Consider the following 5592-nt stretch of genomic DNA (forward strand, 5'->3'; position numbering starts at 1 on the left):
ATCAGGAAGGCTTTGCCTATCATGACGGCAACGCCGAGCCACAGGGCTTCGGGCATATCTGCTTCTCGGTGCCGGACCTACATGCCGCCGTGGCTTGGTTCGACGCCAACCGGGTGGAGTTCAAGAAGCGCCCGCAAGACGGCAAGATGAAGGACGTCGCCTTCGTCAAGGATCCCGATGGCTACTGGATCGAGGTCGTTCAGCCCGAGCAGCTGGGCCACATGGGGAGTTGACGCAACAGCATCGACGGCTAGTGCGCGCCCATCTCGCCGCGTAATGGGCGGGACAGGGCGTCGCGCAGCGCCTGGCCGAGCTGCCCGCGGGCCAGCAGCACTTCCAGCTTGGTGATCGCCGCTTCAGGAGTGAGGTCATGTCCGGAGATAACGCCGGCCTCCTCGAGTCGCCGGCCGGTCGCGTAGGCCCCCTGCTGCACCGTGCCCTGGCCGCACTGGGTCACGTTGACGATGGCCAGACCGCGTTCGGTGGCACGGCGCAGGCAGTCGAGCAGTTGGCCGTCGAGTCCGGGGGGGTTGCCGACACCGTAGGTCATCAGCACCAGGCCCTGGAGCTGAGGGTCGTCGAGCTGCCGGGTGACTTGCTGTGGTGACAACCCGGGGTGGCAGTGCAGTACGGCGACGTGTCCTGCCACGAAGTCGGCCTGAGTCAGGTCAGGGGTGCCGACCGGCAGTGCCGGGAGGCCGCTGAGACGCAACTCGATGCCTGCCTCACCGAGCCAGGGCGCGTTGGGAGAGTCGAAGGCGTCCAGGCCTTGAGTTCGGCACTTGCGCGCGCGGTTGCCGCGCAGTAGACGGTCGTGGAAGGCGATACATACCTCGCGGGGGGCGTGCGGATGCTTGGCTGCTTGCATGGCCAGGATCACGTTGTTCAGGGCGTCGCTGCGCGGCTCGCCCAGCGGGATCTGGGCGCCGGTGAGCACCACCGGCTTATCCAGCGCACCGAGCAGGAAGGAGAGCGCCGAGGCGGTGTAGGCCAGGGTGTCGGTGCCGTGCAGGATGACGAAACCATCGTAGCTTGCCCACTCCTCGGCGAGCGCGGCGACCAGCCGATTCCACGCTGCAGGTGTCAGCTCGGCGCTGTCGATCAATGGGTGTAGAGTTTTGAGGTCGTGGTCGGGCAGGCGACCGGCTGGTTCGAGCGCCAGCGCTGCCTCCAACTGCTCGGCAAACTGCGGCGAGGGCACATAGCCCTTCGGCGAAGGTTGCATACCTAGGGTGCCACCGGTGTAGAGGATCAACAGGCGTGCCATGCTCACTTCTCCGCTGCGGGGGCCAGCATGGCCTGGGGGCTCAACAGTGCATCGACACGAGTGGGGTCAAGCAGCCCTTCGGCGATCACCAACTCGCGGACCGTGGCTCCACTGTGCAGGGCCTGCTGAGCGATACGTGTCGCGTTGGCGTAGCCGATGTGCGGTACTAGCGCAGTGACTACGCCGATGCTGTGCTCGACGTGCTGGGCGCAGGTCTCGCGGTTGGCCTCGATGCCGACGATGCAGCGGGTGCGCAGCATATGGCAGGCCTCCCCCAGCATGCGCATGGCGTTCAGCAGGTTATAGACGATCATCGGCTCCATGACGTTGAGCTGTAACTGCCCCGCCTCGGCGGCCAGGGTGACCGCCAGGTCGCTGGCGATTACCTGGTTGGCCGTCTGGTTCACTGCTTCGGGGATCACCGGGTTGATCTTGCCTGGCATGATCGAGGAACCGGGCTGCACGGGCGGCAGGTTGATCTCGCCGAGCCCGGTACGCGGTCCACTGGAGAGCAGGCGCAGGTCATTGCACAGCTTGCCCAGTTTAATGGCGAAGCGCTTGAGCATCCCCGACAGGAAGACGAATGCTCCCATGTCCGAAGTAGCCTCGACCAGGTGCGACGCTGGTACCAGTGGCCGGCCGGACAAGCGTGCCAAGTGTTCGACAGCCAGCGCCTGGTAGCGCACCGGCGCGTTGAGCCCGGTGCCAATGGCGGTGCCACCGAGGTTGACCTCGCAAAGCAGTTGCTGGGCTTCCTGGAAGCGGTCGATGTCCTCGCCGAGATTCACCGCGAAGGCCTCGAATTCCTGGCCCAGGGTCATGGGTACCGCATCCTGTAGCTGGGTGCGTCCCATCTTGACCACGTCAGCGAAGGCCACGGCCTTCTCCTGAAGGGCATCGCGCAGCGCGCCGATGGCCGCTATCAACGGCTGTGCGGCGAACTGCAGGCTCAGACAGGCGGCGGTGGGGTAGGCGTCGTTGGTCGACTGGGAGCGATTGACATCGTCGTTGGGGTGCAGGTGTTGATAGGCCCCCTTGGGGTGACCTAACTTGACCAGCGCCAGGTTGGCGATCACCTCGTTGGCGTTCATGTTGGTCGAAGTGCCTGCGCCGCCCTGGATCAGGTCGACCACGAACTGGTCGTGCAGCGTACCAGCCTGGATGTCAGCGCAGGCGGCTTGGATCGCCTCGGCCTTGTGGGGCTCGAGCACGCCGAGCTCCTGATTGGCGTGGGCCGCGGCCGACTTGACCATGGCCAGTGCCTGTACCAGCTCGGGGAAGTGGCTGATCGGAATACCGGTGATGCGGAAGTTCTCCAGCGCGCGCTGGGTCTGGATGCCGTACCAGGCGTCCGCCGGTAGGGCTCGTTCGCCCAGCAGGTCGTGTTCGATACGTGTGGTCATGGCAAAAACGCTCTTGCGTCAAAGAGGCACGCCGGCCCTGTCGAGGGTGGGACCGGCGCGGTAGTAGAACGGACGGCGGATCACTCCGCTGCGTGGGTACCAGAAGCCTTGGTATCGACGGTCTTGAGGCGCTCTCTATCTTCAGTCTTGAGATCCCAAGCCTGCGGGTAGAGGTTCAGGTCCGGGTGCTGGCTGGCGTCGAAGACCGGCTGGTTCATACCCTGGCGGCACTGGTCATCGTAGTCCCTGAGGATGCGCAGGCCCTTCTTGAACAGCAGGATGAGCGCAGCCAGGTTAGCCACCGCCAGCAGACCCATGGTTACATCGGCGAAACCAAACACTGAGTCCAGATTGGTAGTAGCACCCCAGCACACCAGGAGCACGATCGCCACGCGGAAGGCGTTGAACAGTTTCTGGTTGTTGCGGCTGAAGAAACTCAGACTGTTTTCGCCTAGGTAGTAGTTGTAGAGGATGGTGCTGAAGGCAAACAGTAGCAGTGCCACGCTGACGAAGGAGCGCCCCCACTCGCCGACATGGTCGGCCAGTGCCGCCTGGGTCAAGGCAATGCCCTCGACATTGCCGCTGGCACCTGGCTCATAAGCGCCGCTGAGCAGAATCAAAAAGGCGGTGGAGGAGCAGATGATCAGGGTGTCGATGAACACCGAGAAGGCCTGCACGATACCCTGGTTGGCCGGGTGTGGCACATAGGCGACGGCGGCCACATTCGGGGCACTGCCTAAGCCGGCTTCGTTGGAGAACAGCCCGCGCTTGAGCCCCATCATGAGTGCGGCACCGATACCGCCGCCGATGGCCGGTTCGAGGCCGAAGGCGCTCTTTACGATCAGCGTCACGATCTCGGGGATGCGTTCGAGGTTCATGCCAACGATGAACAGCGCGATTACCAGGTAGCCCACGGCCATGAAGGGCACCAGTACTTCGGAAATGCGGGCGATTCGCTTGATGCCCCCGAAGATGATCAGGCCGACCAGCATGGCGAGAGCGATGCCACTGTAGAGCACCGGCACGCCGAAGGCGTCGTTGAAAGAGGTCGACACGGCGTAGGATTGCAGGGCGGTGAAGGCGAAGCCGAAGGTTAGCAGTAGCAGTGCGGAATAGACGCCGGCCAGCCAACGCCAGTTGCGGCCGAGGCCCTTGACGATGTAGTAGGCCGGGCCGCCGCGATAGGTGCCGTCACCTTGGGGCTGCTTGAAGGTCTGGGCCAGGGTGCATTCCAGGAAGCTCGTGGCCATGCCCATCAGGCCGACCAGCCACATCCAGAACACCGCCCCCGGGCCGCCCAGGGTGATGGCCACGGCGACGCCGGCGATGTTACCACCGCCCACACGGCCGGCCACGGACAACATCAGTGCCTGGAAACTGCTGAGGTGGCCATGCTTATCATGACGGAAAGCCTGACGGGATCCCAGGATCTGGAACATGCGGCCGAAGTAGCGAAACTGGACGAAGCGAGAGGCAACGGTGAAGCCGATGCCCACGGTGACCAGCAGAACGAGAAGGATTTTGCCCCAGAGGAGCTCGTTGAGCAATTCAAGCATATGGATCTCCGCTATTGTATTAGTGGTAGCGCTCCTCGATTGAAACAATTGATCGTGCTGGGGAAACTTGGCGCATCGGTGCATTGCGGTGCATACTTGACGCTACAAAGTGCATCAGACTGCACCACCTCGTTGGGTGTAGTGACCCGGAGCCAATGGCATGCAAGACGACTTCTTGGCCAACCTGCGCCTGCTGTGCGGGTACTATCCCTCCATTGCCGAGGTCTGCCGGCGCTTGCATATCAACCGCTCCCAATTCAATCGCTACCTCAGTGGTCGCTATCGACCGCGCCACGCTGCTTTGCAGCGGATCTGTGCTCTATTCGGTGTCGAAGAGCATGAGCTCTACCTACCTCAGGCGGAGTTCCGCACGCTGGTGCAGGTCGGTCGTGATGCCCGTGCGGCAGCGTTCGAGCCGCCGGCGGAGTGGCCGAGCGCGCTGCTGGCACGAGGGCAGGAGGGCATGGCGCGCTATCTTGGGTGCTACTTCGAGTACTACCGCTCAATGTCCCGGCCCGGCCAGGTGATTCGTACACTGGTATGCCTTGAAACGCGTGAGCAGGGCACGGTCTATCAGCGCACTGAGCGCATGCAGGTGAGACCCGGCACGCGCCCCTGTCACAATCGCTACCATGGCTTGGCCTTTCGCCTCGCCGACCGTATCTTTCTGGTCGACTATGAGACGCTCAATGGCAATGAAATCACCCAGACCATCCTGTTTCCCAGTTTTCAGAGCCAAGTGCATCGCCTAACCGGACTGAAGCTCGGCGTGGCCGATAACAGCGAGCGCATGCCCAACTGCGTGCGCGTCGTCTACGAACGCCTGGATGAAAAGATGAGCGTACGGCGAGCGCTCGAGAAATGTGGGTTGTTGTCCCTGGATGCCCCTGAGCTCGATTCAGAGTTGTACGATAGGCTCCGTAACGACATTGATCCTGGGGAACAGCACTTTCGTGCACGCCACTAAGGCGGCAGTACGGCTTTCGCGGTGAGCGTTGGCTTGCAGATCAGATGAAAGCGTAGACATCCATCGCCAGACCCTCGTGCTCCGTGCGGCGTTGAGTTCTCGGGCCCGCCGTCGTGCCAACTTCTACTTCCTCGCCAACCTCGGTGATGGCGAGGTCGTGCCGGAGGAGACGGCCGAGCTTTCCAAAGGCCTGGGGCAGTAAGCCACGCGATCGCATGAACCTTGAAAACCCGGTGCCGAAGCATCGGGTTTTTTGATGCGCGAAGGCATACGCATGGCGGAGATATCACGTTGAAAGTGCGCAAGAGGCGCTTGATGCAGGAACCGTTTGTCTCGGGTAACGTCTGATAAATGTGGTTGGCAAGGAAACTCCCACCTTCTGGTAGAGACGCTCTATGA

6 protein-coding genes are annotated in these 5592 nt (G+C 62.6%); 3 read left to right on the top strand and 3 right to left on the bottom strand.

The genetic code is table 11. From position 1 onward, the window contains the following. A partial coding sequence (locus OP495_RS16180) for a VOC family protein (protein ID WP_280570735.1) occupies positions 1-233 on the top strand: 233 nt, incomplete at its 5' end. A 17-nt stretch (positions 234-250) separates the two neighbouring features. On the opposite strand, the gene OP495_RS16185 is transcribed toward OP495_RS16180, so the two are convergent. The 3 genes from OP495_RS16185 to OP495_RS16195 form a co-directional block, all read right to left on the bottom strand. Continuing rightward, the gene (locus OP495_RS16185) at positions 251-1267 is read right to left on the bottom strand and encodes an asparaginase domain-containing protein (RefSeq protein WP_280570736.1); all 1017 of its coding nucleotides are present in this window, start codon (positions 1265-1267) and stop codon (positions 251-253) included. Between the two features lie 2 nt (positions 1268-1269). Continuing rightward, positions 1270-2670: an aspartate ammonia-lyase gene (locus tag OP495_RS16190; RefSeq protein ID WP_280570737.1), complete on the bottom strand. Its 1401-nt coding sequence runs from the start codon at positions 2668-2670 to the stop codon at positions 1270-1272. Positions 2671-2750: 80 nt separating this feature from the next. After that, a complete protein-coding gene (locus tag OP495_RS16195; protein WP_280570738.1) occupies positions 2751-4226 on the bottom strand; it encodes an alanine/glycine:cation symporter family protein in 1476 nt (491 codons plus the stop codon). 160 nt (positions 4227-4386) lie between these two features. On the opposite strand from OP495_RS16195, the gene OP495_RS16200 reads away from it, so the two are divergent. Both OP495_RS16200 and OP495_RS16205 read left to right on the top strand, forming a co-directional pair. After that, positions 4387-5193 carry a helix-turn-helix transcriptional regulator gene (locus OP495_RS16200; RefSeq protein ID WP_280564314.1) on the top strand — a complete coding sequence of 269 codons (807 nt, stop codon included), beginning with the start codon at positions 4387-4389 and terminating at the stop codon, positions 5191-5193. 28 nt (positions 5194-5221) lie between these two features. Further along, a complete protein-coding gene (locus OP495_RS16205; RefSeq protein WP_280564316.1) occupies positions 5222-5395 on the top strand; it encodes a hypothetical protein in 174 nt (57 codons plus the stop codon). Positions 5396-5592: the final 197 nt, after the last annotated feature.

The sequence above is a fragment of the Chromohalobacter sp. 296-RDG genome, assembly GCF_029889885.1.
Taxonomy (GTDB): Bacteria; Pseudomonadota; Gammaproteobacteria; order Pseudomonadales; family Halomonadaceae; genus Chromohalobacter.